This window comes from Cruoricaptor ignavus (assembly GCF_014961145.1).
GTDB lineage: Bacteria > Bacteroidota > Bacteroidia > Flavobacteriales > Weeksellaceae > Cruoricaptor > Cruoricaptor ignavus.
The window spans coordinates 1,286,305-1,312,750 of sequence record NZ_CP063145.1 but is presented as its reverse complement, the minus strand read 5'-3'; the positions used below and the strand labels follow the sequence as shown (position 1 = coordinate 1,312,750).

The window sequence follows — 26,446 nt, the reverse complement described above, 5'->3', positions numbered from 1 at the left end:
CAATTTTCAATTATGAACACAAGAAAAAGAATTTGCAGAATGCTCGCAGCCTGGCTGCTGATGGTAATGACGCTGGCGCTCTCCGCGTGCCGCAGCGATGAGGAAAGCGTACCGCCACCGACGAACGAGAATAACGGCGGCGGGCACGATACCTGGGCCAAGGTGGAATTCATCGTTAGGGAGGGGCATTTTCACAAGGATGATTTCCACGCCAACAGCGGGAAGACGCCAATTTTACCAAAAATCCAGAAATTTACCTTCGAGCTGGACGCTAATAAGAACATCGTCCGCAAGGATGAAAACGGGAAAATACTTCAGCCCGGGGAATCGCCGGTGGTGGTGCAGGCGGGTTTCTGGGGCTACTCTATGGAGATCAATTATTACAATGCCAAAGGGGAGCGGATGAACAGCCAGTTTGTAACCAAGGAAATGCTGCCTGTGCATCAGCACTTTTTTACTACAAAATCCTTCTCCGACCTGAAAACCGGTGCCACCACAGATGCACAGGGCAGCAGCTACATCACCAATCTCTACAGCTATACCTACCGCGATACCGACCCTATAGACCTGATGAAAGGCGAATTCATCCCTGGTACCACACAGCAAACCCAACTTCTGAACGATGCCGTGGGGCTGAAGGGCTATTTTAAATTCACAAAAGGCAGCGTAAGGTTCGACATGAAGATCCGCTTCGCGCACCTTTTCACCCCGAAATATGCCAACAATGGAACCTGGTACCCTGCCAATAGCCCGGCAGAATCTCTGCTTGCGAGCGGGACTACGGATTTTAGCCAGACGGTGCCTTTCGTAGTAGTGGCAGATTTCAGCCTGGATGGCACGCCGGAGTCTTATGAAAAATATGTAAAAGAAATAGCGGATTATTATAAAATCTCTCCTGAAGAGGTGAAAAAAAATCTGCAAACAGAACACGACGAGAGCGCTGGTTTCTGGATGTGATAAATAAATATATAAATATGAAAAGATTTTTGCTATGGGCAACGCTGTCCCTTGGCGTTCCATTCACGGTAATATCCTGTGGCAGGGACGATGATGCGCCTGCAGCGGGCTTTGATGAAAATGCGCCGCAAACGCTCGCCACAATGCAGCTGCCGGTACTCTACAAAATGATGGGCGCGGAAGAAGGAGTTTTCAAGCAAAAGCTTATAGAGCACAAGGTAGCCTTTTCCGAAAAATCTTATGGTGACTGGAATCATTACTTTGCTGAAAACCCTGCATCACCGTTTAAAAGGTACAGAATAGAATTCGTGGATACCGATAGGAATGTAAAGTACGGCAACCCGGTTCAGAGGTACAGGGGCACATCCGGCATAAGGATCCACCCTGTAAATCAGGACGGAAGCAACGCTGCGGAAGCCGATTATAAAAAGGTGTTCGATTATTTCCACAGCCGCCTAAATAAACTCGATCCGGCGGGGAAGCCGCGCGAGTTTACGCTTTATAACTACGATCTGGGATATTACGAGGAAGTGCCAGATTATGAGACCTTCATTCGCGAGCTGGGAAATCCTCAAAAAAAAGTAAACGGGGAAATCATCTGGAAAAACAACCCCAAACCCTATATTTCTAACAGCTCCGCAGAAAAGAACTCGCCGATAATGATTCTAAAATATACAAAGGCGGAGGAAAAAGCGGCATACAGTTTGGAATTCCAGAACAACATCCCTTGGGATCTTTAATATTTTAACTAAATTCTTATGAAAAACTTTATAATGGCGCTCGCCGCGGCAGTTGCATTGGCCTCCTGCGCAAAGAAAGAATCAGAATCGATGACCACTGAAACCGGCAGCGCGCCCGTGACGGAAACTCAGGCAGCGCCAGCAGCCACATACGAAATGGCTTACCAGAGCGAAGACGGGCGTACGAGGTTTCACGCGGTGTACAACCCTGACCAGGGCACCGCGCGAGTAACCAACGAGGCAGAGGGAAAAACCTACGAAATGCAGACCGCACAATCTGCAAGCGGTGCAAAATTTACGGACAAAGAAGGATATTTCTTCTGGACGCACCAGGGCGAATTCGAGTTCGGGAAAGGAGAGGAAACCCTCGTGAAAGGACGCGAGATACACTAACCTGCAGGAAATTCCACTTATCTGCTCCCTTTTCGGGAGCAGTTTTTTTGTCAATGGTTCAGCCAATGCTTGAAATCTGCAAGAGAAGCCTTCGCTACTATGCCCATCTCCTCCTGCGGGAAGGGCGGCACTGCCACCACGCAGAGCCGCTGCCCGGAATATCTGTGCACCTCCGAAACCGCCTCGATATTCAGGCATACATTCCGGTTTATCTTGAAAAAAAGTCTCGGATCCAGGCTCTCCGCCACCTTCCCGAGCGTGCTGCCGTAGAGGTAGGTATCCCCGGAAATACTATGGATAAACAGATTCTTCCCCTCGGCATAGAAGTAGGCAATCTCGCTCTCCTTGAGGCTCAGCATCTTGCTCCCTTCCGAAACAAGGAAGCGCCGCTGAGTGCGCGCAGCCGATTTTTGCCGCGCACCGATCTTTGTGAGAAGTTTGTAAATGCTGCCCCTGTCGAATGGCTTGGTAATATAGCCTAAAGCGTTGTAGCTGTGCGCCCTAAGAGCGTACTCCTCGTGCGCGGTGAGGAACACCACGGGGGCTGGTGGCTGCATAGTATCGAGAAGATCGAAGCCGGTGCCGTCGCCCAGCTGGATATCAAGGAAGATGACATCCGGAATAAAATTGGCAAGAATGCCCGCTGCAGATTCAAAGCTGTCAGCCCTGCGGATTTCATAAAACTCAATAATCTGCTGGTTTTGCAGGATATTCAATAATAAATCCGATGCCAAATCTTCGTCTTCAACAATTAAGGCTCTCATTTACATATTAAAAAATTAAGGGAACAAAAACCACAAAATAATTATTTTCTTCCAAAAACCCAAAGCCGCCCCTGCCGTGGAAGCGGTAGATATTGGCGATGTACTCCAGCCCGATCCCCGTGGAGGCATCCGGAGAATTCTTTTTTGGGTTTAAATTATTTTTTACCGTTAGCCTTTCTCCATCGGAGCGGATTTCGATTTTCAGGGGTAGGTTTTTCGATAGCGCATTGTGTTTCACGGCATTTTCCACCAGAGTCTGAAGCGAGAGGAAGGGGATTTTCCCCCGCTCAAAATTACCGGAAATTTCCATTTCCAGCGCCGTGCCGAAGCGGATCTTCTGAAGGTAAAAATATTCCTCAACAAACTGAATCTCATCTGAAATCTCTGCGAGCGCGCCTTCATTATTTTTTAGAACATAGCGGTATACATCGGCAAGTTTTTGCAAAAATTCATTGGATTTCGGGGATTCCGTCTCTATCAGCGCCTTTAGGGAATTCAGGCTGTTGAAGAGGAAATGAGGATTAATCTGCGTCTTGATCTGCTGCAGCTGGAGCAGCGCATTTTCCTTCAGGCGACGCTCGTTTTCCAGCTGTAGCTGCTGGTTTTTCTCAGAGAGCCGGTAGCTCACGCTGCGCTCCCTGGAAAGGTTTCTCTGGTAAAAAAGATACAGCATCACAAGCACAAGGAGCGCCAGCGCGGATACGCCGTACAGCATCAGGGAAATCTGCCCGGAGCCGCGGCTGATTTTTTCCGGGGAGAATTTCAGGTAGAGAATCAGAGGCTCCGGGAGATCGGTGCGGATAGGGCCCTGCCATTCAAATTCTGCATTTTTCGGGAGGATTTTGCCCCACTCGTCGGGCTTTTCCGAGAAGAGGATTTGTCCGCTCCCGAGCGTTACAACCGCCTGCTGATCGCTTCCCAGGTGGTTCTCTGCGAGGTGGCAGTTCAGTTCTTCCAAAGAAATGTCATAGACAAAGAAAGAGGCCTGCGGACCGGCGGTTTTGTATCTCAGGGTGCTTGGCGGTACCACGGATACGGCAGGGGTTGAATTCAATTTTTCCGCTTCAAAACCCCTTCCTTTCAGGACAAAATTCTTCCCACCCGGCGTGCAGAGTGTGGCATTTAAAAAATTGGGATTGGCCTCGAGGATGTTCTGGAGTGGCTGTAGCTCGGTATCACGGATTTGCCCATTGTTCTGCCAGGAATTTTCTATGGCAAAATGGATCTGGCGGGGCAGTTCCAGCAGGTTGTGAATTTCGTGGCGCAGCATTTCAGAGTTGATATGTGCCTCGTTTTCAATGTTTTGTACACGAACTTTCCGCACGGTTTGCTGAGAGAAATACACCGCGTAGAGCGCTAAAGTAAGAAAAATGGCAATAATGCCTGCGCCCCCTGCAAAGATTATTTTTTTGGAAAAATGCATTGCTGAGACAAGGCTGTAATTAATTAATAATCAGGCAATAACCCCACTTCCTAGCAATTCTTCACCGAGGTACCACGCTGCAAATTGCCCTTCGGCAATCGCGCTTTGCGGATTTTCAAACTCAATGTAGAAGGCGTCTTCAAACTGATAAAGCACCGCCTTTTCCAATGGCTGCCGGTATCTTATTCTCGCTAAAACTTCCATCGATTCGCCGGGTTTAAGGCGCAAGTCTTCACGCACCCAATGCACATCATCGTTATTGATTTTCAATGCTTTACGGAAAAGCCCCGGGAAATTTCTGCCTTCGCCCACGAACAAAATATTGTGCTGCATATCGCGCGAAATGACGAAGCAGCTTTCCTTGTGCCCGCCAATTCCAAGGCCTTTGCTTTGCCCAATCGTGAAATACTGCGCACCCTGATGCTTGCCGATTACTTTGCCATCGGCCTTTTTGTAATGAATTTTTGCCGAGAGAAATTCCAGCTCTTCACGCTTGTTTTCAAATTCTGGCAAAGGCTGGTGATAGGCTTCAAAATCCGGGAAGATTTCCACGATTTCTCCTTCTTTCGGTGCGATTTGCTGCTTCAGAAATTCCGGCAAACTTACTTTCCCAATGAAGCAAAGCCCCTGGGAATCTTTCTTTTCCGCCGTGGCAAGCCCTGCTTCCCGTGCAATTTCCCGAACTTCCGGCTTCGAAAGATGCCCTATCGGAAACAGCGATTTCGAAAGCTGCTGCTGGCTTAGCTGGCACAGGAAATACGACTGGTCTTTGTTCGCATCCCTTCCCGCCAAAAGATGAAAAATTTCCTCACCATCATCATCGAAAGAGCTGGTAACCTGCGCATAATGCCCTGTGGCAACCTTCTCTGCGCCTAGCGATAAGGCCGTTTGCAGAAACACATCAAACTTCACTTCCCTGTTGCACAGCACATCAGGGTTCGGTGTTCTTCCGCGCTCATATTCCGCAAACATATAGTCCACGATGCGCTCTTTGTACAGCGCGCTCATATCGATAACCTGGAAGGGTATGCCGAGTTTCTGCGCCACAAGAAGCGCATCGTTGCTGTCCTCAATCCACGGGCATTCGTCTTCCAGCGTTACGGAAGCATCGTTCCAGTTTCGCATAAAAAGCCCAATCACATCGTGCCCCTGCTGTTTCAGAAGGTAGGCTGCCACGCTGGAATCTACACCGCCGGAAAGCCCGACCACAATTTTCATCCGGAAATTTTTTGCAAATTTACGCTTTAATAACTTCAGCAAAAATTCGGTACTTTATGAAAAAACTTTATTGCGTTGTTTTTGCGTGGGCGGCTGGTGCAGCATCCGCCCAGGTGGCGGTTTCTTCTCCTACAGTTCGAGCCGGGAAGGAGAGCCGCTGGACTTTTGGCGGCGGCATCGGCATTGGGCTTTCCGGAGGCAGTAGCGGCTATGGAACCAGCATCAGCATTTCTCCGAGGGTGGGATACCTTGCATCCCCCGAACTGGAAGCCGGGCTAATGGGCAGTGCCGGCTGGGCGAGCGGCAAGAATTATTCGCATTCTATGTACGGGCTGGGGCCTTTTGCGAATTACTATGTACTTCCGAATCTCTTCCTGCACGCCGATTATAGGCATTATTTTTATAATTGGAAAAACAAGGTTTATGATTACAAAACCGATGGCGACGAGGGTACGCTAAATCTGGGTGCGGGATACAATGTGCGCCTCGGGAACAAGGCGGCACTACAGGTGGGCGCCTACTACAATGTACTTTACAAAAAAGACTCCTCGATATTCGGTTCGGGATTCACGCCGGTTTTTGGGGTGGTGTTTGGGATTTAATTTGAAAAAATACAAAGGCACTTAATTAAAAAAACCGTCAGCAAATGTTGGCGGTTTTTGTTTTGATTAAATGGAAAATATCAGGGCAGGTATTCTATGCCGTGCTGTTCTTCCGGCTTGCTCAGCTCGAAAAGCCTGTGGAAATCGGCGTAATATTTCTTGTAAAGCAGCTCTTTGTTATTCTTCTTCTTCCAAACTATCACGCCAGCCGTAGCCACAAGCCCAGCCAATATGCCCACTGCTATCACCCTGTTCGCTTTCATCCAAATACCTTTTAGTAAACTGCATCAGCAAAAAATATTCCCAAACCGAAAGGCCGCGAAATAAAATTTTGTTAAAAATTTGGTATTTTTGAAGATGAACAAAATTATCGATATGAAACTGAAACCATTTATGGGCATCGCTGTTGCAGCCTTCTTGGCATCTTGTAGCAGCCAAAAAACCGCGCAGAACGAAGGCGCGCCGCAAAGCCACACTGCAGGGCAAACCGCACATTCTCAACCGATGAAGTATCCGGAAACGAAGAAAATCAGCCACACCGATGAATATTTCGGGACGAAGGTTGAAGACCCATACCGCTGGCTGGAAGACGACAGGGCGGCCGATACGAAAGACTGGGTGAAGCGGGAAGTAGCCTTTACCAATGATTATCTCTCGCAGATTACCTTCCGCGATGATATTAAAAATCAGCTTCGCGAAATATGGAATTACGAGAAAATCAGCGCACCCTTCAAGCGTGGCGATTATACCTATTTCTACAAGAACGACGGGCTTCAGGCGCAAAGCGTGCTGTACAGAACGGATAAAAACGGCAAGACGGAAATCTTCCTGGACCCGAATAAATTTTCCGAAAAAGGCACCACATCGCTCTCAGGCATCAGCTTCAACAAGAAGGGAAACCTGGTGGCGTACTCCATTTCGGAAGGCGGTTCAGATTGGCAGAAAATCATCATTATGGATGCCATCACCAAGAAAATTCTGGATGAGCCCATCGTGATGAAGTTCAGCGGTGCATCCTGGCTTGGCGACGAGGGCTTCTACTACAGCACCTACGAACAGCCGAAAAATGCAAGTATGCTGAGCGGGATAACCGATGAGCAGAAGGTGTATTTCCACAAAATCGGGACGAAGCAGAGTGATGATAAAATCGTGCGAGGAAACGGCGATCTGAAGCGGCGCTATATGGGAATTTCCGTATCGGAGGACGAGCGCTATCTTATCAATTCCGCTTCGGTGGCTACCAATGGTAATGAGCTGTATATCAAGGATTTAAAATCAAAATCGGACTGGATAGCCATCCAAACAGGATTTGATCACAACAGCAGCGTAATCGATACAAAAGGCGACTGGATCTACCTCCTCACCGATAAGGATGCGCCAAACCGCCGCGTTGTGAAATTCAACATCAACAACCCAAAACAGTGGACGGAAGTAATCCCAGAAACGAAGAACGCGCTGAGCGTTTCCACAGGTGGTGGCTACATTTTCGCAAATTATATGCGTGATGCGCTCACCTATGTGAAGCAGTACAACCACGATGGAAAGCTGGTTCGCGAGATTTCCCTCTCTGGGAACGGTACGGCTTCTGGCTTTGGCGGAAGGGCGCAAGATAAGGAACTTTACTACTCGTTCTCCAACTACATAATGCCGGGCACCATTTACAAATTCAATGCAGACAGCGGCAAATCGGAAGTTTACCAAAAACCGAAAGTGAAATTCAATCCGGATGATTATGTTTCCGAGCAGGTATTCTTCACATCAAAGGATGGAACGAAAATTCCGATGATGATCAACTATAAAAAAGGCCTGAAACGAGACGGTAAAAACCCGACGATTCTGTATTCTTACGGTGGGTTCAACATCAGCCTTCGTCCCGGTTTTTCCGTGGTGAATGCTGTGTGGATGGACAATGGCGGAATCTATGCCGTGCCGAACATCCGTGGTGGCGGTGAATATGGCAAGGCGTGGCACGATGCCGGCACGAAGCTGCAGAAGAAAAATGTGTTCGATGACTTCATAGCAGCTGGCGAATATCTGCAGAAAAACGGCTACACATCGAAGGAATATTTGGCGATGTCCGGCCGCTCAAACGGTGGCCTTCTGGTAGGTGCCACCATGACTATGCGCCCTGATCTGGCGAAGGTTGCCTTCCCAGGCGTTGGCGTTTTGGATATGCTCCGCTACAATCAGTTTACGGCGGGTGCAGGCTGGGCTTACGACTACGGCACGGCCCAGGATTCGCGTGAAATGTTCGAGTATCTAAAATCCTATTCACCGGTACACAATGTGAAGGCCGGCGTATGCTACCCTTCCACGATGATTATCACCAGTGACCACGATGATAGGGTGGTTCCGGCGCATTCCTTCAAATTCGGTGCAGAGCTTCAGGAGAATCAGGCCTGCCAAAATCCTGTTTTGGTAAGGATAGAGGTGGATGCAGGCCACGGTGCAGGCCGCAGCACAGAGCAGGTAATCGGTGAAAATGCCGATATGCTGAGCTTCGCACTCTGGGAAATGGGTGTCAGAAACTTGCCGAAGAAATAGGGAAATGGTTTAAATTTTGCTGAAATATTTTGACCTAAAAAATAAAAACAATGGAAGAACCGAAACCAATGCTTACGCTGAGCCAGGTGATGGCAAAGCTTGCCAAAGACAAGAATGTAACAAGAGAATTCTGCATGAACGCCCAGGGCGAGATGCTACTGAAAGACTCCGAACACCAGTACACACCCGAAGAGCTGAAAATCTTAAAGTCCTACAGATTTGAGGGAATGAGTGATCCGTCGGACAATGCGGTGCTCTATCTCCTCGAAGATAAGGATGGCAACAAGGGCTATATGATTGACTCCTATGGGGCGGACAGCAACTACCCTGGCGATAAGTTTGATGAATTCGTACGCAGCATCCCGGTAGAGGAAGATGATGAATATGATTTTGACAAATAGATATCAGAAAGTTTTAAAAAGCCCGGCCGCCTAAAGCCGGGATTTTTTTTAGGAAGAAATCTTCATCAGTTCCAAAGACTACTGTTTTTGGATTCGTTTCTCCGCGCCTTCTTTTCGGCTTTTTTATCAGCTTTACTTTTCTTCCCGGAATCGTTGCTGCTCTGTCCTTCTGGTGTGTTCCTGCCTTGTAATTTGCTCACGCTGAGGTTCTTGCTGATGAGTATTTTCGCCAGCCCCTCCTGTACGCCCTTCCAGAACATATTGAAGAAAGACTTGGTCTTATCCCTCTGTACATAGCCTATGTCCGCAGATTTCGGCTCGCTCTTGTTCCCGCTGATGAAGATATTCGCCACCCCCGTGGCTAGTTTCTTCACGCCGCCCTCATCGTTTACAAACTGAACCCGCAGGTTCACGGGGTGTAGCTGCTCCGTGCCGCGTATGCCCTCCTTGTTCCCCCGGAAGTCAAATTTCAGCAGCTCAATGGTGCCCGTGGTGCGTATACCGAGATAGGGCTCCACAAAAGGGTTGATGCGGGGCGCGGGCAGGTCGTGGATAGTACCCGAAATAGAGAAGGCATCATCCGCTGCGGCGGTGTTCATAATCCATTTTACTTTCAGCGGAGAGGCTTTCATAAAAGATGCGGAGACATCAATAGGAACCTCCGTCGGTTTACCTTTCATTTTGCCTGAATTCAGGTTGCGGATGTCCATACTCAGGTTAGAAAAAGTGAGCTTCCCCGGCCCGTCGCTGCTTTTGGTATCCTCCTCGTACTCCAGGAAGGCGTTGTTGATCTTTGTCTGTTTCAGGAAAAAAGGAAACTTTATTTTCCGGAGCGCGGCGGAATACATCGGCTTCTCCGAGAGGTCGTCCGGGGGGATTTTACTGCGGAAAATGTTTGCCACCACCCCATCGATGGAGGCGCTTTCCCCGTTGAATATTTTCGTGTCGGAGAAGAGGTCCCAGTCGCCGGTGATGTTTATGCTGCCCGCCTTGATGTCGTACAGGTCGCGCTCGTGCGGTATCATGCGCACATACTGTGCCCTGGTTACCAGCGGGGAGTATTTAAAATCCCTCAGCTGCGCGCTGTGTTTTTTGAGGATAAATTTGCCGGAGCTCAGGCGGTAGAATGGGCGCATTTCATAGTTAATGCTTTTCAGATCAAGGTTGTAATCCCCGGCGCGGAACGGTATTTTGTTTTTTGACGAAGCCTCATCCATTATAATATCCGAGAGCGTGGCGTTGATATCAGCCATAGCTAGCGGCTGCTTGTCCCCGCTGAGGATTATGTCAGAATTTCTCAGCGCGAAAGTCTTTAGCTTCAGCGGGAAGGCGATTCCGGAATAGTCTGCCTTCTTATTTTTAGGATTTCTTGCCGGCATTATTTTACCTTTAGCCTCATCGATTTCTACTTTTTCAGCATCCATCTTCAGCTTATCGTTCTCCAGGCTCCAATCGTTTACCAGCAGCCGGGCGCGGGAGATATTAAGGTCAAAGATTGTAGTGGTAGCATTGCTGGCGAGCGGTTTCAGGCTGATCTGGCGCAGGTCTGCAGATTTTTTATTGATGGCAAAAATATTGACGGCGATGTGCTGGGTATGGCTGAAATAATCTAAATCCTTTCCTGTTATTTTGAATTTTTCGTAATTGAACGGAATGTTCCCCTTGGCGGTTTGTTCGTCCATAAAAATCTTGGTAATTTCCATCCCGAGGTTTTCCACATCCATCATCGTATTGCCGTCGGGATAGATGATATCCACCTTGCCATTCAGTACTTTAGCATTTTCCAGATTGACTTTGTACTTAAAACTCTGCTCCTTTTTTTCGGTTTTCGCAGTGGTGGTGTAGAGTTTCAGACGCGGCTCGGAAAGAGTGACATTTTCCAGTTTCAGCTTCTCTTTGTCAATTTTGAAATCCGTAAAAATTACCTCCTTTGTTTTTAAATCAAATAAATTTCGCTTTTTAGGATAAAATTTCATAAACTGCTGGTGAGTAAGCAGCGGGATCAGCTCATAATTTTTTATCTGGATTTGCCCCCCGTCGGTATTGATTTCTGTAGCCTTCATCGCATAAATGTCATCGGAACGGAAGAAAATATTATCCCCGTGGATGTCTAATTTCCCAAACACAAAGGGGATAATGCTAAGCGATGGCTTTGAAACGAAATTCAAATCTTGTAAGTTGATATTCAGATTGTTGCCAGAGAATACCTTGGACTGCCGCTCATTCAAAACCACTACATTCCCCCCTGTGATTTTCACATTATCGAAATCCGGGATGCTCTGTTTTTTCTTCTCCTTTTGAGGATCCTTTTTGGCAAGAGTAATCTTAAGATTTGGCTTGTCAAGCTGCAGATCGCTGAAATTAATCCTCTGCTGCGTGGCTGCTTTTATCAATCCTAACTTACTGATTTTCAGCGTATCTACGGTTCCCTCAATGCCAAGAACTTCTTTATCTTCCGGATTTTTGGTTCCAATTTTAATATCCTCGGCAAGTATGTTGCCTGTCATCAGGTCCACATCAAGCCGGCTGTAATCTACCCTATAGTCGGAATTTTTCTTTATAGTATCCGGCAATCCATATTTCAGCCAAAGATTAAGCCCGATGTTGAGGAGAATGATGAGCCCGAGCAGGCTGCCCAGCACGATGAGCGTAATTTTTTGCCACTTTTTCATTGGGCAAATGTAGTTAAACGAAATTTAAGTTTTCAGCCGATGCACAACTGCACCAAGAAGCCTTCGTGCGAACGGATGTTGATGAATGTATCGTCCTGAAACTCAAGGTATTGCCCTTTGATTCCCTTCAGAATTCCCTCAACTTTCGGCGATTTTTCTAGCGTGCAAACCGAGACATTTTCCGGTTGCTGATAAGGGTAATCGATGCGCCAGATTTCATTATCGTCCCGGTAGAAATTCCGATAATTTTCCGGGAAATATTCCTTGATTTTCTCCCGGAAATCGTGCAGATCCACCTCGCTTTCAAATTCGCACTGCAGCATTTTTTTATAATTCGTCTTGTCTGGCAGGTGTTTTTTCAGCGCCACCTCTATCATTCCGGCTTCGTAGCGGTTTTCGGTGCGTGCTATCGGCAGCGCAAAAGTAGCGCCCTGGTCTATCCACCTTGTCGGGATTTGGCTCTCCCTCGTAACGCCCACTTTCACATCGCCGGTGTACGCCAGGTACACAATGTGCGGCACAAGCTGCATCGCGCTTTCCACTTCAAAATCTCTATCACCTATGCCAAGATGCGCTTTGGAAAGTTCGGGACGAATGATGGTTTCGCTGGCATACGGACTTTCGAAGAAGCATTTTTTGCAGAAGCCCATACGGAAAATTTTCTGGTCAGAATTGCAGCTTAAGCATTGATAACCAATGTGTTGCAAGGCTATTTTCTCGCCAAACAATTGGTTCATATTAATAAGGTCGCCGGAAAGATTCAGGTAATACTGCACCGGTTTTCCGTTCTGTGTACACATCTTTCTCAGCTGTCCTTCAAAAATCATTTCCCCAAAAAATTAATAGGTAAAAATAGCAAATAAGTTCTTTAGCAAATTTGTATTTTTGTTAACAAAAAAGATTTTCAGCACATTGAAAATCTGAAACTTATTAATTTTCAATGAACTACCTAATAACCGGAGCAAGCGGGTTTATCGGTTCACACCTAGCGGAAACGCTTCTGAAAAGCGGACATTCTGTCATAAATCTTGATAATTTTGACGATTTCTACGATTATAAAATCAAGGTAAAAAACACGCTGGAATCTGTGGCCGAAAATCCGGATGATTTTGAATTTTCTTCGAAAGATGCTGATATTCAGCGCCTAAGGGAAATTACCAGGTCAGATAATTACAGGCTTTACTATAATGACCTTCGCGATAAAGATGCGCTGCGGAAAATCTTCACCGAAAATAAAATTGATTTAATCGTTCATCTTGCAGCTTTGGCCGGCGTAAGGCCGTCGATTGAAAGGCCGCTGGATTATGAAGCCGTGAACATCCAGGGTACAATGAATCTCTGGGAGCTCTGCAAAGAATTTGGCATTAAAAAATTCGTATGTGCTTCCAGCTCAAGCGTTTACGGGAACAATGAAAAGGTGCCATTTTCAGAAACCGACAATGTGGACCGGCCGATTTCACCCTATGCTGCCACGAAGAAAGCCACGGAAATCATCGGGCACACCTATCACCATCTCTACCAAATCGATATGGTGCAGCTGCGGTTTTTCACGGTTTATGGCCCGAGGCAAAGACCGGATTTGGCAATTCATAAATTCACCAAAATCATCGATGAAGGCGGCGAAATCCCGTTCTATGGAGATGGCCATACAGCAAGGGATTATACCTTTATTGATGACATCATAGATGGCGTTACCAAGTCCATTAAATTTCTGGAAGAAAATGCGGGCGTTTACGAAATCATCAACCTTGGCGAAAATCAGGTGGTCAATTTGGCAGAAATGCTGGAAAGCATCGAAAATGCGCTCGGCAAAAAAGCGAAGCGGAAAATGCTGCCGATGCAGCCTGGCGATGTGAAACTGACGAATGCAGACATTACGAAGGCGAAAAGCCTGATAGGCTACGAGCCGAAAACCGACTTCCAAACTGGCATAAAAATCTTTGTGGAATGGTTTTTGAGCCGCCGCAAATAAAATTTTTCAGAAAACGGTATTTCGCGGATTTTGTAGGCCTCAATTTTATACTTTTGCAAAAATTTAAAAACACGATTTAAAATATGTACTGGACACTTGAACTCGCTTCCTACCTTAGCGACGCACCCTGGCCGATGACGAAGGCTGAGCTGATAGACTATGCCATAAGAACCGGTGCACCGATGGAAGTGGTGGAAAACCTGCAGGCCATAGAGGACGAGGGCGAAATCTACGAATCCATCGAGGAAGTGTGGAGCGATTATCCTACCGAGGAAGATTTCCTTTGGAACGAGGATGAATACTAAAAAAGGCAGTTAGCCAAAGGCTTTAGGCGGCAGGCTTAGAGCTTTTTACATTTAATAATAATGCCGTTTTTCGGCAGCGCCACGGCATACAGCCACGGCCTAAAGCATTAAAACAATGAGTTTTTTAAACAAAGTCCTGAAAGGCTTTCTCGGCGATAAAAACGCGAACGACCTGAAGGAAGTAAAGAAAGTAGTTTCCAAAATAAAATCGGCAGAGCCTGCCATTGCGCAGCTTTCCGATGATGAACTTCGCGCGAAAACCGCCGAGTTTAAAGGAAAGATTCAAACCGCTACGAAAGACATCACCGCGCAGATTGAGCAAATCCGTGAGCAGATAAAAACCACGCAGAATGTGGACGAGAAGGAAGCGCTCTTCAGCCGTGTGGAAGCCCTGAAGAAAGATTCCTACGCTGTGGAAGAAAAAGTGCTGAACCAAATTCTGCCGGAAGCATTTTCCGTGGTGAAGGAAACGGCAAGGCGCTGGGCACAGAACGGCGAAATTCGCGTGGCGGCTACAGACTGGGACAGAGAGCTGGCGGAAACCCGCGATTTCGTGGAAATCCAGGGGGATACGGCGGTTTGGAAAAACAGCTGGAACGCCGCAGGCTCGCAGATTGTGTGGGATATGGTGCACTACGATGTGCAGTTTATAGGCGGCGTGGTGCTGCACAGCGGCAAAATAGCCGAGATGGCTACCGGAGAAGGTAAAACGCTGGTGGGCACGCTGCCAATCTACCTGAATGCGCTTCCTGGAAGAGGCGTCCATGTGGTTACCGTGAACGATTATCTTGCCAAAAGGGACTCAGCGTGGATGGGGCCATTGTATCAGTTCCATGGGATGAGCATCGATTGTATCGACCTTCATCAGCCCAATTCTGACGCGAGAAGAAAGGCCTACAATTCGGACATTACCTACGGTACGAACAATGAATTCGGCTTCGATTATCTGAGGGATAATATGGTAAGTTCTCCGCAAGAACTGGTGCAGCGGGAGCTGAACTTCGCCATTGTGGATGAGGTGGATTCTGTATTGGTGGACGACGCCAGAACGCCGCTCATCATTTCAGGCCCCGTACCAATGGGCGATCGCCAGGAATTTGATGTGCTGAAACCTTCGGTGGACAGAATCGTGGAAGTGCAGCGCAAAACCATTACCACCATTTTCAACGACGCCAAAAGGCTAATCAACCAGGGCAATACCACGGAAGGCGGTTTCAAACTTCTGCAGGCTTACAGAGGCTTGCCGAAAAACAGGCAGCTGATAAAATTCCTCTCCGAAAGCGGAAACAGAACGCTCCTGCAGAAAACCGAGGCTAAGTATATGCAGGACAACAACCGCGATATGCCGATCGTTGATAAAGATTTGTACTTTGTAATAGATGAGAAAAATAATCAGGTTGACCTGACGGATAAGGGCGTGGACTATATGTCTCAGGGAAATTCTGACCCCAACTTCTTCGTGCTTCAGGACATCGGAACTGAAATTGCAGAGCTGGAAGCGAAGAATTTAACCAAGGAAGAAGAATTTGCCGAAAAGGAAAAGCTATTCGCAGATTTTGCCGAAAAATCCGAACGCATCCACACGATGAACCAGCTTCTGAAGGCCTACACGCTCTTCGAAAAAGACGATGAATATGTGGTGATAGACGGCGAGGTGAAAATCGTGGATGAGCAAACCGGCCGGATTATGGAAGGCAGAAGGTATTCCGACGGGCTGCACCAGGCCATAGAGGCGAAGGAAAATGTGAAGATTGAGGCGGCTACGCAAACCTTTGCCACCATTACCTTGCAGAATTATTTCCGGATGTATAACAAGCTTGCGGGAATGACTGGTACTGCGGAAACGGAGGCCGGAGAATTCTGGCAAATCTACAAGCTGGATGTGGTGGTAATCCCTACCAATAAGCCGATTCAGCGGGACGACCGCCACGATTTAGTTTACAAAACCAACCGCGAAAAATACAACGCGGTAATCGAGGAAATCGAGAGATTAACATCGCAGGGAAGGCCGGTGCTTGTGGGAACAACCTCCGTGGAAATTTCGCAATTGCTCTCAAGGGCTTTGCAGATGAGGAAAATTCCGCACCAAGTTCTCAACGCGAAACTTCACAAAAAAGAAGCAGAAATCGTAGCGGAAGCCGGAAGGCCGGGCGTTGTAACCATCGCAACGAATATGGCAGGTAGAGGTACGGATATCAAGCTTCGCGAAGGCGTGAAAGAAGCCGGCGGCTTGGCGATTATCGGTACGGAGCGCCACGATTCCCGCCGTGTTGATAGGCAGCTGAGAGGCCGTGCAGGAAGGCAGGGCGACCCGGGAAGCTCGCAGTTTTATGTTTCGCTGGAGGATAACCTGATGAGGCTTTTCGGCTCGGAAAGAATTGCCAAAATGATGGACAGGATGGGCCATAAAGAGGGGGAGGTTATTCAACACTCGATGATTTCCAAATCGATAGAGAGGGCGCAGAAAAAGGTGGAGGAGAACAACTTCGGCATCCGAAAAAGGCTGCTGGAGTACGACGATGTGATGAACAAGCAGCGCGATGTGATTTACAAGCGGCGCAAGAATGCGCTCTTTGGAGACCACTTGAAGTACGATATTTCCAATATGATTTACGATGTGTCGCAATCCATCGTTTCCGCTGGGAAAGCCGCCGGAGATTTCAAGGAATTTGAGTTTGAAATCATCAAGCATTTCACGATGGGCTCACCGGTTTCCGAAGCGGATTTCAAAAATAAATCTGTGGCAGACCTTGCCAACATCGTTTACAAAGCTGCGGAGGAAGATTACAGAATGCGCCTGGAACTGCTGAAGGAAAAGGCAATGCCGATCATCAAGAATGTGTACGAAAATCAGGGCAATCTTTTCCGGATGATACAGGTGCCGTTTTCCGACGGGCATAAGACGATGACCATAGTGACCGACCTGAAGGAGGCCTACGAGACGAATTGCGAAAGTTTGATTAACGATTTTGAGAAGAATGTGACGCTGGCCATCATCGATGAAAATTGGAAAACGCACCTTCGCGAAATGGATGATCTTCGCCGTTCTTCACAAGGCGCGGTGTACGAGCAGAAAGACCCGCTGGTAATTTACAAGCAGGAATCCTTCTACCTTTTCAGCGAAATGGTGGACAAGATGAACAGGGAAATCATCGGCTTTCTTTATAAAGGAGAGATACCGGCTTAGAATTAAAACTTGAATGAAAAACTCCGCACCAAAGAAAACTGCGGAGTTTTTTATGCGTTCCTCAGGATTTTTTCCATACAATATTCCGCAAGTGCCGTAATTGCCAGGAAGGGATTTACACCCACGCACACCGGAATCAAGGAGCCATCCAGCACGAAGAGGTTCCTATGCCCCTTCAGCCGCCCGCCAAGGTCAGTGGCTTTGCCCAGCACGGCACCACCCAGAGGATGGTAGCAGATATCCGCCCCGAACCCATTTTTGAAAAGCAGCAGCGAGCGCATACCGCCGTTGGCGGCATTCATTTTCCGGATAAAATAGTCCGCGGTTCTGCGCATTTTCGCAGTGTTGCTCGCATCCCAATGCACATCAATCTTCCGTGTCACCGCATTGTAAGACACACTGCCTGGCCTATCTGGCGGGATGATCATCAGATAAAGCGATGTAGCCAGGTCTATGCCGGTAGGCAGTGGCGCGATTTCCGCAAAAAAAGGATGCTCCGGATCGTCCCAATTATCTATACCGCCCACGGGTATGGTAGAATGCCGGGAGCCGGTACCGCCCCGGAACATCTGAACGAAACTCCTCCCGGTCATAAAGTTCCCATTATTGCCCCAGTTTTTTCCGACTTCCTCATTCATCGGAAGTTGGTGCTCTGCTTTGGAGCGCAACAAAAGCTCCAGCGTGCCCATAGTGCCCGCGCAGAGGAACAGGTTCCTGCAGCGCATCTCAATTTTCTCCCTCACCTGGCCCAGAGTATTTATTTTATTCACAAAAACGGTGTAGGTTCCGTCCGCCTCCTGCCGGATGGACTGCGCGTGATGAAGCTCGCGGATTTCTACGATTCCCGTAGCCAGGGCTTTTTCCAGATAAGTTTTGTCAAGAGAGTTTTTCCCGTGGTTGTTTCCGTATATCACCTCCCCTCGGAAAGCCGAGCCAGGCTTGCCTCCGCCGTGCTCCTGCTCCATATGCTTAAAATCATAAACATTCGGCACGCGAACGGTTCGGAAGCCTGCCTTGCGCGCCTCCATCTCGCCCACCCTGGAGAATTGGTAATAGTCGGAGCGGCTCAGGAAGTCTTCATCCGCTGTATTTACTTTTAGCTCTTTTTCTGCCAGGGGGAAGTATTTTTGGTAAATAAGTTCATCATCCAGCTCGGGAAGTTTTTTTTTAAGCCAATCCTGCTTCGGGCGTACCGCCATGCCGCCATTCACCAGGGAGCCTCCCCCCACGCCCCTGCCCATCCAGATTTTTATGAAAGGGTAATCCCAGCGGTCCAGCGTACCGGTGAATTTTTTCAAGGGGAAAATATTCAAAAATGGTGCTATCGTTTTCCTGCGGAGCCACGCTGCGGAGCGCCCGGGCCTTATCATCCGCGAAAACGGGATGCCTGCCTTGCCCCAGTCCAGGCCCATCTCCAGCATAGTAGCGGGCTTCCCTCTTTCTGCAAGGCGCAGGGCAGCCACCGCGCCGCTGTAGCCAGTGCCTATGATGAGGTTTTCTGAAAAAGCTTTATCAGGGTTTTCCATAATTTTTAACAGAGAAAATCTAATGCCAGAGCCGCAAATTAACACGAAATTCAGTAACTTTATGGCTTTAAATTTTCCCAAATGTCTGAAAATGGATTTTCAAAAGAAGTAGCCCTCGGCATCGATGTGGGCGGCACCAATACGAAATTTGGTCTGGTAACGCCTACCGGCGAGATTTTAGTGAAAGGCTGGATGCGTACCGACCAGTACCCCGTGGTAGAGGATTTTGTAGATGCGCTGCACGCAAAAATACAGCCCGTAATAAGTCCGTTTTTAAATGGAAAGACCCTCCGGGGCATAGGGGTAGGCGCCCCGAATGCCAACTATTACAAGGGCACGATAGAGGATGCGGCAAACCTCGCCTGGCGCGGCACCATCCCATTTGCTGGGATGATTACGGAGAAGTTTGGTGTGCCGGCTAAGATCACCAATGATGCCAATGCGGCAGCGCTGGGGGAGATGATGTACGGGGCGGCACGCGGGATGAAGGATTTTATAATGATTACCCTCGGTACGGGCGTGGGCGGCGGCATTGTAAGCGGCGGTAACCTGATCTACGGCCACGACGGATTTGCCGGAGAACTGGGGCATACGATAGTAAAACCTGCAGGGCGCAAGCACTGGAACACAGGCTCGGAGGGCAGCCTGGAGGCCTATGCCTCCGCAACGGGAATAGCCATCACAGCGAAGAAGATGCGCGCTGAGTTCCCAGAGTCCGTCCTGAATGAATATCCTGAAGAGGAAATTAACGCAAAAACCGTACACGAATGTGCGCTGCGAGGTGATGCTACGGCAATCGAGGTTTTCCGCTATACGGGCCAGAGACTCGGCGAGGCGTTGGCGAATTTTGTGATGTTCTCCTCCCCGGAGGCTATTCTGCTGTTCGGCGGGGTCATTCAGGCGGGAGATTTTCTGCTGAAGCCTACGAGGCTGCATATGGAGCGAAACCTCTTCCCGCACTTCCGGGGGAAGGTAAAGCTTATTTTCAGCGAGCTAAGCGAGGCGGATGCCGCGATCCTCGGCGCTAGCGCCCTTGTTTGGGAGAAGTAAGGGAGGATTTAATGAGGAATATTTTCAAATTTTTAGCCTGTTTTTTTCTCATCTCCTGCAGTGGGCAAACGGAGAAAAACCTGGCGAAACCAATTCAAAATAAGAAAGTTAAAGTGGGAAATTTAAAACAAATCACATTTGGAGGAGGCTGCTTCTGGTGTATTGAGGGCGCATTCAATATGCTGAAGGGCGTGGAGAGCGCTGTTTCCGGATATTCCGGCGGAAGCATTCCAAACCCAACTTATGAAGAAGTTTGCACAGGGAGTACCGGCCACGCTGAAGTTGTGCAAATTACCTATAATCCGCAGGAAATTTCATACCAGCAACTTTTGGATGTGTTTTTCTTCCTTCACGATCCTACCCAGCTAAACCGGCAGGGGAATGACATCGGGACGCAATACCGCTCTGTAATTTTTTATAATAACGAGGAGGAAAAAAGGGGAGCCGAGGCAGAAATCTCAGCAATCGATGCTTCAGGAAAATATGCCGGAAAAGTAGTGACGGAAGTGGTACCTTTTACGGAGTTTTATCCTGCGGAGGATTATCATCAGGGTTACTATAAAGCCAACCCCAGCCAGCCGTACTGCAGCGCGGTGGTGGGTCCAAAAATCCAGAAATTCCGAAAGCATTTTCAGGATTTAGGGATGATAGAGGATTAGATCAGTTGTTCATTTTTAGCAGCGGCTCTATGTAGTCCCTTTCGTTGCTGAGCCTTGGCACCTTGTTCTGCCCGCCCAGTTTTCCGCGGGATTCCATCCAGTCGTAAAAAAGGTTTTCCCGCGCAATGTGGATCACGGGCTCGTTCAGCGTCATATTTTGATAGCGCTTCGCCTCGTAGTCGGAATTCAGCGCCTTCAGGTTTTCATCAAAGCTTTGGCAGAATTTTGCGAAATCATCAGGCTTTTCTGCAAATTCAAAAATCCATTCGTGCGCACCGGATGCACCATCCTGCATAAAAACCGGCGCACCGGTATATTCCGAAACGGCGGCGTTCGTTTCTGCGCAGGCCTTTTGCAGCGCGGTTTCCACATTATCTATCATCAGCTCTTCGCCGAAGGCATTGATGTAATGCTTCGTTCTGCCCGTAATTTTGATTCTGAACGGACTGAGCGAAGTGAAAACCACCGTATCGCCAATCAGGTAGCGCCACAAGCCGCCATTTGTGCTGATGATTACGGCATAATTCTTCCCAAGTTCCACATCTGCCAGGCTTACAACTTTCGGATTTTCCTTCCCGAAATCTTCCATCGGAAGGAATTCGTAGAAAATGCCGTAATCCAGCATCAGCAGCATATCCGTTTCGTGCGGCCTGTCCTGTATTGCGAAGAAGCCTTCGGATGCGTTGTAAGTTTCGTAATAATTTATTTCCCTGCCGATGACCTTCCGGTACTGCTCACGGTACGGCTTGAAGCTGATGCCGCCGTGAAAAAACACTTCGAGATTGGGCCAAAGTTCGCCGATGTTCTCCGCACCGGTTTCCTGCAGCACCCTTTGCAACAGCACCAGCATCCAGCTTGGCACGCCTACAAGGCTGCCCACATCAGCAGCGCGCACTTCCGAAACTATCGCCTTCATCTTGCTTTCCCACTCACTCATCAGGGAAACTTTCTTGCTTGGCACGGTGGTAATTTCCACCCAGAAAGGCAGGTTTTCAATCAGGATGGCAGAAAGGTCGCCGTATTTCGTGTTGAAATGTTCGTAAAGCTCCGCACTTCCGCCAAGCCGCAAGTTTTTATTCGTAAACAATTGATTATCAGGATGATTATTGGCATAAATGGACACCATATCCTTCCCTGCCTTGTAATGGCACCTGTCCAAAGAATCCTGCGTAATCGGGATGAATTTGCTCTTGGCATTCGTAGTGCCGGATGATTTGGCAAAATGCTTCACGCTGCCCGGCCAAAGCACATCTTTTTCGCCCTGCCTCGCTCGCTCGATGAAGGGCTCTATTTCCTCATAGGCCACTATGGGAACCTGCCGCTGAAAATCCTCGTAATTCCGGATGTCATTAAAGCCGAACTTCCTGCCGTACACCGTATCTTCCGCACGGTAAAGCTGCGAGAGAAGCACGGCATCCTGCGTATCTATCGGGTTTTGGATGAATTTTTCAATATCATCCATCCTCTGCTTGATGAACCAATTCACCACGGAATTAAAAAGCGCCTTTGTTGCCATAGGGAAACAAATTTAGGGATTTTTCAATTTTGATGATGCTTTAGCCTTGCTTAAATTTGCAGAATGCCAATCGGAAAACTTCCCGAATTTTTACCGGAAAATGCATTGCCGTACCTGAAAGGCTGGTGCGGCAGCTTTTCGCTGCACATCAGGATTACGAAGGAGCGGCAAAGCAAGCTGGGCGACTACCGCAAACTGAAGGACGGCAGCCATAAAATCACCATCAATTCCACGCTGCCAAGGCCGCTGTTCTTCTTCGTCCTCACGCACGAAATAGCGCACCTCATCGCCTTTGAAAAATTCGGCCGAAACATCCTTCCGCACGGAAAAGAGTGGAAGCATACCTTCAGGGAAATGCTGGTGGAAAGCCTTGCCGTTTATCCGGAAGACCTTCGGCCGGAAATCCTGAAATTCGCCAAATCGCCAAAGGCCAATTTTCTGGCAAGCCACGGCATAGCGCGCTACTTCCACAATTCGGATGGAAATCTGGTGACGGTGGAAGAGCTTTCCGCTGGAGAAAGATTTTCTTACAAAGGCAGGGATTACGAAGTTTTGGCACGGCGGAAAATCAATTATCTTTGCAGGGAAGCACGCACCGGAAAGCAGTACCTTTTCAAGCCGCTGGCTACGGTGCAAAAACTCTGAACGATGAAGCAAAACAACTTTTGCGTGATAATGGCAGGAGGCATTGGAAGCAGGTTCTGGCCGATGAGCACGCAGCAAAACCCTAAGCAGTTTCAGGACATCCTAGGCACAGGACGGACGATGATTCAGCAGACTTTCGACAGAATTAAAAAAGTAATTTCGCCGGAAAACATCCTGGTAATTACCAACAGAGAGTACATCGAACTTTGCCGGGAACAGCTGCCGGAAATTCCTGCGGAAAACATCGTGGGCGAACCAATGATGCGGAACACCGCAGCCTGCAACCTTTATATGGCGAAGAAAATCCTGGCGAAAAATGCGGAAGCGAACATCGTCGTTCTTCCGGCAGACCATCTGATTTTGAAGGAAGATGCCTTCGCCGAAAAAATTGAAAGCGCACTGGCAGCCGCCGCAGAAAACGAGTGCCTGATAACGCTGGGCATCCAGCCAACGAGGCCGGATACTGGCTATGGCTACATTAATTTTGCAGAAAACGGCGGCGAAATTTCCAAGGTGAAAAAATTCACGGAGAAACCGAAGCTGGAAATCGCGCAGGAATTCCTACAGTCCGGCGAGTATCTTTGGAATGCGGGAATTTTCGTGTGGAATGCCAATACCATCCTGAAAGCCTTTGCAAAGCACCTTCCCGAAATGCTGCAGGAATTTGAAAAGTGCGAATTCAACACGGAGAAAGAAGCGGAATGCATCGCGGAAATTTACCCGAAAGTTGATAACATTTCCATTGACAACGGCATTCTGGAAAGGGCGGACAATGTGTTCGTAATTCCGGCAGATTTAGGATGGACGGACCTTGGCACCTGGACTTCCGTTTTTGAAAATGCGGAAAAAGATGCCGAGCGAAATTCGGTAAATTCCGAAAAGATTTTCCTTTACAATTCGGAAGGCAACACGGTGAGAATGCCGGCTGGAAAGGTAGCGGTGATAGATGGGCTGCAGGATTTCATCGTGGTGGATACGAAGGATGCCCTCTTAATCTGCCCAAGAAAAAATGACCAGCTGATAAAGGAGTATGTGGGAAAATTGAGAGATTAGAAATTTGGTGATTTAGGAATTTGCAAATTTGTGATGGTTCATATTTTCAATTCCCAAACAAACACCCCAGCAATATTTAAACTTTTTAACCCTTAACTTTAAATTCTACTCAGATGCTCGTCAAAGTTTTCGGAAGTGCCATCCACGGTGTTTCTGCGCAAACCATCACCATAGAAGTGAATGTGGATAAAGGCGTGGGCTACCATCTGGTAGGGCTTCCGGACAACGCCATCAAGGAAAGCAGCCACCGCATTTCTGCCGCGCTGAAGAATGTAGGCCTGAAACTTCCGCAGCAGAAAATCACCATCAATATGGCACCGGCCGATCTTCGGAAGGAAGGCTCGGCGTACGACCTCAGCATCGCCATCGGAATTCTGGCGGCATCCAACCTCATCGCCGCAGAAAGCATCGGCGATTACATCATAATGGGCGAGCTTTCGCTGGATGGCGGACTGCAGCCCATCAAAGGCGTGCTGCCCATAGCCATTCAGGCAAGGGAAGAAGGCTTCAAGGGCATCATCCTGCCGAAGCAAAACACGAAGGAAGCGGCCATTGTGAACAACCTGGAAGTGTACGGCGCGGAAAACATACGGGAAGTGATTGACTTCTTCAACGAAGGCAAGCCGCTGGAAAGAACGGTGATAGATACGCGGAAAGAATTTCAGGAAAAGGCGCAGCGCTTCCCTTTCGATTTTTCTGAAGTGAAAGGGCAGGAAACAGCAAAGCGGGCAATGGAAGTGGCTGCAGCAGGCGGGCACAACATCATCCTGATCGGTCCGCCGGGAAGCGGAAAAACGATGCTGGCGAAGAGGATCCCGAGCATTTTGCCGCCGCTCACTTTGAAGGAAGCGCTGGAAACTACGAAGATTCACTCAGTGGCCGGGAAAATCGGTGCGGAAACATCGCTAATGACGGTGCGGCCTTTCCGCAATCCGCACCACACGATTTCCGATGTGGCACTGGTAGGCGGCGGAAGCTACCCACAGCCCGGCGAAATTTCGCTGGCGCACAATGGCGTGCTTTTTCTGGACGAGATGCCGGAATTCAAGCGCAGCGTGCTGGAAGTGATGCGGCAGCCTTTGGAAGACCGCGTGGTTACGATTTCGCGGGCAAGGTTTTCGGTGAACTACCCTGCGAGCTTTATGCTTGTGGCAAGTATGAATCCTTCGCCCAGCGGCTATTTTCCGGACGACCCGAACAACACATCTTCCGCCTATGAAATGCAGCGGTATATGAACAAGCTTTCCGGGCCGCTGCTTGACAGGATTGACATCCACATAGAGGTGCAGAAGGTGGAATTCGAGCAGCTTTCCGATAAGCGGAAGGGAGAATCCAGCTCGGCAATTCGGGAAAGAGTCTTGAATGCGCGGAAAATCCAAACCGAGCGCTATGCCGATTTGGACATTAATTATAACGCTCAGATGGGACCGAAGGAAATCGAGAAATACTGCGGCCTGAACGATGTTTCGCTGAATTTAATAAAATCAGCGATGGAAAAACTCAACCTTTCGGCGAGAGCCTACGACAGAATTCTGAAGGTAGCCCGCACAATTGCCGATCTGGATAATTCCGAAAGCATCGGGCCGCCACACATCGCCGAAGCCATCCAGTACCGCTCTTTGGACAGAGAGTTTTGGAATGCGTAAGAGAGCTAAGACACAAGAACCAAGAGCCAAGAAAAAAGTAATAAAGCTGAACCGCTTTTAAATTTATTGGATCCTTACCGTTTCCAGAATCTGCTCCGCAGCTTCCTTGGTTTTCACTTTATCGATAACATTCGTGCAGGTGCCGTTTTCATCGAAAATGAAAGTGGTGCGCACGATGCCCATAAACTCCCTGCCCATAAATTTCTTCAGCTGCCAAACACCGAATTTTTCAATGATTTCCCGGTTTTCATCCGCAATTATATCGTACTGAAAATTAAATTTCTCGTGGAATTTTTTCTGCGCTTTCACTGCATCTGCCGAAATTCCCATCAATTCAAACCCCTGATTTTTCAGCCTGGAAATATTGTCCGAAAGGTTGCAGGCTTCCGCAGTACAGCCAGGCGTATTGGCCTTTGGGTAAAAGAAAACGATGAGTTTCTTTCCCGAAAAATCTTCGGACGACACCCTTTCTCCATCCTGATTTACGCCTTCAAAATCCGGCAGTCTGTCGCCAACTTTTAGCATAATAATTATTTTTGGGCAAATTTACGGAGGATGACGAAAAAGCAGCGCGCACAAATCGTGATGGATGAGCTCGAAAAACTTTACCCGGAAGTTCCCATCCCGCTCAGCCACTACAGCCCATTCACGCTGCTAGTTGCGGTAGCGCTTTCCGCCCAGACTACCGACAGAAAGGTGAACCAGGTAACGCCCGAACTTTTCAAGCGGGCTGATACGCCGCAGAAAATGGCAGCCATGGAAGTGGATGAAATCAAGGATTTTATCCGAGAAATAGGGCTTTCCAACCAAAAGGCGAAGAATTTAAAACGAATGTCCGAGCTTCTGGTAGAAAGGCACGGCGGCGAAGTGCCGCAAACTTTCGAGGAGCTAGAAGCCTTGCCAGGTGTAGGCCATAAAACGGCTTCGGTGGTGATGGCGCAAAGTTTCGGCGTACCGGCTTTCCCGGTGGATACGCACATTCACCGCCTGATGAAGCTGTGGAAACTGAGCGACGGGAAAAATGTGGCGCAAACTGAAGCCGATGCTAAAAAACTTTTCCCGAAAAACCGCTGGAATAAAATTCACCTGCAAATCATCTATTACGGCAGGGAATATTCGCCGGCAAAAGGCAAGCGGGAAGGGGATTTTATCACTAAAAGACTTGAGGTTTAA

General features: G+C 48.4%; 24 protein-coding genes. 15 read left to right on the top strand and 9 right to left on the bottom strand.

All coding sequences use genetic code 11. The features are described 5' to 3' along the window. Positions 1–12: 12 nt before the first annotated feature. Genes IMZ16_RS06430 through IMZ16_RS06420 form a run of 3 tightly spaced genes read left to right on the top strand, consistent with a single transcriptional unit; the run spans position 13 to position 2,090 of the window. The gene (locus tag IMZ16_RS06430) at positions 13–957 is read left to right on the top strand and encodes a hypothetical protein (RefSeq protein ID WP_193439349.1); all 945 of its coding nucleotides are present in this window, start codon (positions 13–15) and stop codon (positions 955–957) included. Between the two features lie 17 nt (positions 958–974). Further along, the gene (locus tag IMZ16_RS06425) at positions 975–1,697 is read left to right on the top strand and encodes a hypothetical protein (protein WP_143154072.1); all 723 of its coding nucleotides are present in this window, start codon (positions 975–977) and stop codon (positions 1,695–1,697) included. Between the two features lie 18 nt (positions 1,698–1,715). Then, positions 1,716–2,090, top strand: a complete 375-nt coding sequence (locus tag IMZ16_RS06420; RefSeq protein ID WP_193439348.1) for an MliC family protein — start codon at positions 1,716–1,718, stop codon at positions 2,088–2,090. 50 nt (positions 2,091–2,140) lie between these two features. Here the strand turns inward: IMZ16_RS06420 and IMZ16_RS06415 are convergent, their stop codons facing one another. From IMZ16_RS06415 to mnmA, 3 genes are read right to left on the bottom strand one after another with little or no spacing between them, the layout of a single operon-like run. Continuing rightward, positions 2,141–2,854 (bottom strand): LytR/AlgR family response regulator transcription factor, encoded by a 714-nt coding sequence (locus IMZ16_RS06415; protein ID WP_193439347.1) that lies wholly within the window; start codon positions 2,852–2,854, stop codon positions 2,141–2,143. Positions 2,855–2,861: 7 nt separating this feature from the next. After that, positions 2,862–4,277, bottom strand: a complete 1,416-nt coding sequence (locus IMZ16_RS06410; protein ID WP_193439346.1) for a sensor histidine kinase — start codon at positions 4,275–4,277, stop codon at positions 2,862–2,864. A 30-nt stretch (positions 4,278–4,307) separates the two neighbouring features. Beyond that, positions 4,308–5,534: a tRNA 2-thiouridine(34) synthase MnmA gene (gene mnmA, locus IMZ16_RS06405; RefSeq protein WP_262891538.1), complete on the bottom strand. Its 1,227-nt coding sequence runs from the start codon at positions 5,532–5,534 to the stop codon at positions 4,308–4,310. Between the two features lie 17 nt (positions 5,535–5,551). Between mnmA and IMZ16_RS06400 the strand changes: the two genes are divergently transcribed. Beyond that, positions 5,552–6,097, top strand: coding sequence for a hypothetical protein (locus IMZ16_RS06400; RefSeq protein ID WP_193439344.1), 546 nt, complete (start codon positions 5,552–5,554; stop codon positions 6,095–6,097). An 80-nt stretch (positions 6,098–6,177) separates the two neighbouring features. On the opposite strand, the gene IMZ16_RS06395 is transcribed toward IMZ16_RS06400, so the two are convergent. After that, the gene (locus IMZ16_RS06395) at positions 6,178–6,360 is read right to left on the bottom strand and encodes a hypothetical protein (RefSeq protein ID WP_193439343.1); all 183 of its coding nucleotides are present in this window, start codon (positions 6,358–6,360) and stop codon (positions 6,178–6,180) included. Between the two features lie 94 nt (positions 6,361–6,454). On the opposite strand from IMZ16_RS06395, the gene IMZ16_RS06390 reads away from it, so the two are divergent. Both IMZ16_RS06390 and IMZ16_RS06385 read left to right on the top strand, forming a co-directional pair. Next, entirely contained in the window at positions 6,455–8,641 is a 2,187-nt protein-coding gene (locus IMZ16_RS06390) for a prolyl oligopeptidase family serine peptidase (RefSeq protein ID WP_394368269.1), read from the top strand. Between the two features lie 50 nt (positions 8,642–8,691). After that, the gene (locus IMZ16_RS06385; RefSeq protein ID WP_193439342.1) at positions 8,692–9,042 is read left to right on the top strand and encodes a hypothetical protein; all 351 of its coding nucleotides are present in this window, start codon (positions 8,692–8,694) and stop codon (positions 9,040–9,042) included. Between the two features lie 65 nt (positions 9,043–9,107). Here IMZ16_RS06385 and IMZ16_RS06380 read toward each other — a convergent pair whose 3' ends face one another. Next, complete coding sequence (locus tag IMZ16_RS06380; protein ID WP_193439341.1) at positions 9,108–11,714, bottom strand: hypothetical protein; 2,607 nt, start codon at positions 11,712–11,714, stop codon at positions 9,108–9,110. A 32-nt stretch (positions 11,715–11,746) separates the two neighbouring features. Beyond that, complete coding sequence (locus IMZ16_RS06375) at positions 11,747–12,541, bottom strand: DUF2797 domain-containing protein (protein ID WP_193439340.1); 795 nt, start codon at positions 12,539–12,541, stop codon at positions 11,747–11,749. A gap of 113 nt (positions 12,542–12,654) precedes the next feature. Here IMZ16_RS06375 and IMZ16_RS06370 point away from each other — a divergent pair, with 113 nt between their 5' ends. The 3 genes from IMZ16_RS06370 (at position 12,655) to secA (ending at position 17,178) form a co-directional block, all read left to right on the top strand. Beyond that, positions 12,655–13,686, top strand: coding sequence for a GDP-mannose 4,6-dehydratase (locus IMZ16_RS06370; protein ID WP_193439339.1), 1,032 nt, complete (start codon positions 12,655–12,657; stop codon positions 13,684–13,686). A gap of 83 nt (positions 13,687–13,769) precedes the next feature. Continuing rightward, entirely contained in the window at positions 13,770–13,991 is a 222-nt protein-coding gene (locus IMZ16_RS06365) for a DUF2795 domain-containing protein (protein ID WP_073180054.1), read from the top strand. A 115-nt stretch (positions 13,992–14,106) separates the two neighbouring features. Further along, positions 14,107–17,178 carry a preprotein translocase subunit SecA gene (gene secA / locus IMZ16_RS06360; protein ID WP_193439338.1) on the top strand — a complete coding sequence of 1,024 codons (3,072 nt, stop codon included), beginning with the start codon at positions 14,107–14,109 and terminating at the stop codon, positions 17,176–17,178. A 50-nt stretch (positions 17,179–17,228) separates the two neighbouring features. On the opposite strand, the gene IMZ16_RS06355 is transcribed toward secA, so the two are convergent. Continuing rightward, a complete protein-coding gene (locus IMZ16_RS06355) occupies positions 17,229–18,704 on the bottom strand; it encodes a GMC family oxidoreductase N-terminal domain-containing protein (protein ID WP_193439337.1) in 1,476 nt (491 codons plus the stop codon). Between the two features lie 81 nt (positions 18,705–18,785). Here IMZ16_RS06355 and IMZ16_RS06350 point away from each other — a divergent pair, with 81 nt between their 5' ends. Then, positions 18,786–19,754 carry an ROK family protein gene (locus IMZ16_RS06350; protein WP_073180060.1) on the top strand — a complete coding sequence of 323 codons (969 nt, stop codon included), beginning with the start codon at positions 18,786–18,788 and terminating at the stop codon, positions 19,752–19,754. 11 nt (positions 19,755–19,765) lie between these two features. Continuing rightward, positions 19,766–20,413, top strand: coding sequence for a peptide-methionine (S)-S-oxide reductase MsrA (msrA, locus tag IMZ16_RS06345; protein WP_193440815.1), 648 nt, complete (start codon positions 19,766–19,768; stop codon positions 20,411–20,413). Between the two features lies 1 nt (position 20,414). Here msrA and IMZ16_RS06340 read toward each other — a convergent pair whose 3' ends face one another. Beyond that, a complete protein-coding gene (locus tag IMZ16_RS06340) occupies positions 20,415–21,929 on the bottom strand; it encodes a GH3 auxin-responsive promoter family protein (protein ID WP_193439336.1) in 1,515 nt (504 codons plus the stop codon). A 63-nt stretch (positions 21,930–21,992) separates the two neighbouring features. On the opposite strand from IMZ16_RS06340, the gene IMZ16_RS06335 reads away from it, so the two are divergent. From IMZ16_RS06335 to IMZ16_RS06325, 3 genes are all read left to right on the top strand, one after another. Then, positions 21,993–22,574, top strand: coding sequence for a SprT-like domain-containing protein (locus IMZ16_RS06335; RefSeq protein WP_193439335.1), 582 nt, complete (start codon positions 21,993–21,995; stop codon positions 22,572–22,574). 3 nt (positions 22,575–22,577) lie between these two features. After that, positions 22,578–23,627, top strand: coding sequence for a mannose-1-phosphate guanylyltransferase (locus IMZ16_RS06330; RefSeq protein ID WP_227411485.1), 1,050 nt, complete (start codon positions 22,578–22,580; stop codon positions 23,625–23,627). 113 nt (positions 23,628–23,740) lie between these two features. Next, complete coding sequence (locus tag IMZ16_RS06325; RefSeq protein WP_193439334.1) at positions 23,741–25,273, top strand: YifB family Mg chelatase-like AAA ATPase; 1,533 nt, start codon at positions 23,741–23,743, stop codon at positions 25,271–25,273. Between the two features lie 63 nt (positions 25,274–25,336). Here IMZ16_RS06325 and bcp read toward each other — a convergent pair whose 3' ends face one another. Continuing rightward, entirely contained in the window at positions 25,337–25,798 is a 462-nt protein-coding gene (bcp, locus tag IMZ16_RS06320) for a thioredoxin-dependent thiol peroxidase (protein ID WP_193439333.1), read from the bottom strand. Positions 25,799–25,828: 30 nt separating this feature from the next. On the opposite strand from bcp, the gene nth reads away from it, so the two are divergent. Beyond that, entirely contained in the window at positions 25,829–26,446 is a 618-nt protein-coding gene (gene nth, locus IMZ16_RS06315) for an endonuclease III (protein ID WP_193439332.1), read from the top strand.